This window comes from Candidatus Thioglobus sp., from assembly GCF_028599055.1.
Classification (GTDB): Bacteria; Pseudomonadota; Gammaproteobacteria; order PS1; family Pseudothioglobaceae; genus Thioglobus_A.
On sequence record NZ_JAQRMS010000162.1, the window covers coordinates 1 to 2,407 of the forward strand.

The following is a 2,407-nucleotide window of genomic DNA, read 5'->3' on the forward strand; positions in this document are numbered from 1 at the left end:
GTGAATAGTGTCTTAATCTTAACGACGCCGACATTAATCAAACTAATGCCAGCCAATAAACCCAGTCCAACTGTTAGTAATATTTGTACTGCATAGAAAAAATTCACATTCGATAATTCAATGAATGCCGGCAAAATAGCGATATAAAAAATCATCACCTTGGGATTGGTTAACGAGATTAACAATCCAGTCAAAAACTCTTTTAGACTGCTTTTATACTCAGCTTTGGTTTTTAATTCAACCTTGTGTGCATGCCAAGATTTATAACCCAAATAAATCAAGTAAACACCACCAAGCACTCGTACATAGCCCATGATTGGGGTGATTAATTCAGCAAATAAATCCAAAGAAAAAATCACCACCGATAAATACACCAAATCACCCAGCACCATACCGAATGATAAATAAAATGCCGGCCAAAAACCCTGAGAAAGGCTTTTAGCGAAAACTGCAAGCGTACCCGGACCTGGTGTTATTACAAACACAAATGCAATGGCAAATAGCGCTAAAAATTCGGTAATAGTCATCAAATTTTCCTCAATATAAAGCCACAAAAACACCCACCAGCATCATGGTAACGCCGGTTATTTTATTAACCTTTTGAATAACCTGTGGATTTTCAACAGATTTACGTAATTTTAGCCCTAATATATTAGCCAAGCTTAACACAAATAAAACCGTTAATCCAACCACTACAATTACTTCAATTTCAGTTGCTAGCGTTAGATTATTCAAATCAATAAAAACGGGTAGAAAGGATAAATAATAAATAATGGTTTTAGGATTAGTGCCGCCCACCACAAAGCCGGCAAACAATAATTTAATAATTGACTGCTGACCGTTATCCGCTTCAAAACTTACGCCTTTTGAGCGGTACTGCTGAACACCAATATAAAGCAAATAAGCAGCGCCAAAAAATTTTACATAAACCATGCCTTGCTCGATCGTTTGCGCCAGAACACTCAAGGCAAACATTGCAATTGACACGTATAGAATATCGCCAATAACATGGCCCGCTGAAAGCCATAAAGCGGCAACCGGCCCATATCGAGTTGAAGTTGCTAATACCGCAAACAAACCCGGCCCTGGCGAGATGGCATAAACAAATGTCGCAAAGGTTAAAGACAGTAGCGTAAATAGTTCCATCTGCTATAATTCAAATATTATTTAAATATTGATTTTAACGCCTTATGAATTTAGATTATCTTGATTTTGAACAGCCAATTGCCGACCTTGAGGCAAAAATAGAGGCACTTTGCAATATTAAAGACAAGGTTGATATTGTAGAAGAGATGGAAGCGTTAAAAGCCAAAAGCAACACCCTGACCAAAAAGATTTTTTCATCGCTGTCCGATTGGCAAATTTCTCAATTAGCTCGTCATCCAAAGCGTTTATATACACTTGACTATATTGATGAAGTTTTTGAGGAGTTTACTGAACTACATGGTGATCGCGCATATGGCGATGATCATGCCATTATTGGCGGTATTGCCAAACTTGATGGTCAACCGGTAATGTTTATTGGCCAGCAAAAAGGTCGAACAACGCAAGAAAAACTTAAGCACAATTTCGGCATGCCACGTCCAGAAGGCTATCGCAAAGCGCTGCGCTTAATGAAAATGGCTGAAAAATTTAACATGCCTATCATTACTTTTATTGATACGCCAGGCGCCTACCCAGGCATTGGCGCAGAAGAACGCGGCCAATCAGAAGCGATCGCCAAAAACCTGTTCGAGATGTCAACCCTGTCAACCCCAATCATCTCAGTGGTGATTGGCGAGGGTGGCTCAGGTGGTGCATTAGCCATTGGTGTAGCTGACACCATGATGCTATTTGAATATTCGATTTATTCGGTTATCTCACCTGAAGGCTGTGCTTCGATCCTTTATAAAGATGCCGGTAAAGCCAATCTTGCTGCTGAATCTTTAAAGCTAACCTCAGAGCACTTGAAAAAAGAAGGATTAATTGATGTTATTATTGATGAGCCATTAGGCGGCATTCATCGTGACCCATCTGAGGCCAAAACCTTATTAAAAGCTGCACTTATTCAAGAATTGAATAATATTAAACAACTATCAACTGCTGACTTGCTACTAAAGAGACAAGAAAAGCTTCTAAGTTTTGGAAAGTTTAAAGACTAAAGACACCTCTCTTGAGGGCAAAAATATTGCCCTAGCTTTAAGTGGTGGCATTGATTCAATTGTATTATTGCACTATCTGCACAGCCACTACCCAAACCATATTAGAGCAATTCATTGCAATCATCATTTGTCTGAATATTGCAATGATTGGCATTTGTTTTGCCAAAGTGTATGCAACACACTCAATGTTCCATACTCAAATATTGACTTAAATATAGAAAATTCTAAAAATATTGAAGAAAATGCTCGTAAAAGTCGCTATCACT

General features: G+C 38.5%; 4 protein-coding genes. 2 read left to right on the forward strand and 2 right to left on the reverse strand.

Translation table 11 applies throughout. From position 1 onward, the window contains the following. A partial coding sequence (locus tag PSN35_RS07085; protein ID WP_300031431.1) for a LysE family translocator occupies positions 1 to 527 on the reverse strand: 527 nt, incomplete at its 3' end. Positions 528 to 537: 10 nt separating this feature from the next. Next, positions 538 to 1,146 carry a LysE family translocator gene (locus tag PSN35_RS07090; RefSeq protein WP_300031434.1) on the reverse strand — a complete coding sequence of 203 codons (609 nt, stop codon included), beginning with the start codon at positions 1,144 to 1,146 and terminating at the stop codon, positions 538 to 540. 44 nt (positions 1,147 to 1,190) lie between these two features. Between PSN35_RS07090 and PSN35_RS07095 the strand changes: the two genes are divergently transcribed. Together PSN35_RS07095 and PSN35_RS07100 are read left to right on the forward strand one after the other, a co-directional pair. After that, positions 1,191 to 2,141: an acetyl-CoA carboxylase carboxyltransferase subunit alpha gene (locus tag PSN35_RS07095; RefSeq protein ID WP_300031437.1), complete on the forward strand. Its 951-nt coding sequence runs from the start codon at positions 1,191 to 1,193 to the stop codon at positions 2,139 to 2,141. After that, a partial coding sequence (locus PSN35_RS07100) for an ATP-binding protein (RefSeq protein WP_300031440.1) occupies positions 2,122 to 2,407 on the forward strand: 286 nt, incomplete at its 3' end. The genes PSN35_RS07095 and PSN35_RS07100, both read left to right, overlap by 20 nt.

What these genes read in the sequence shown, in the direction of transcription:
- PSN35_RS07095 (WP_300031437.1), top strand. Translation starts at nt 1,191, where the DNA reads ATGAATTTAGATTATCTTGATTTTGAACAGCCAATTGCCGACCTTGAG.
- PSN35_RS07090 (WP_300031434.1), bottom strand. Translation starts at nt 1,146, where the DNA reads ATGGAACTATTTACGCTACTGTCTTTAACCTTTGCGACATTTGTTTAT.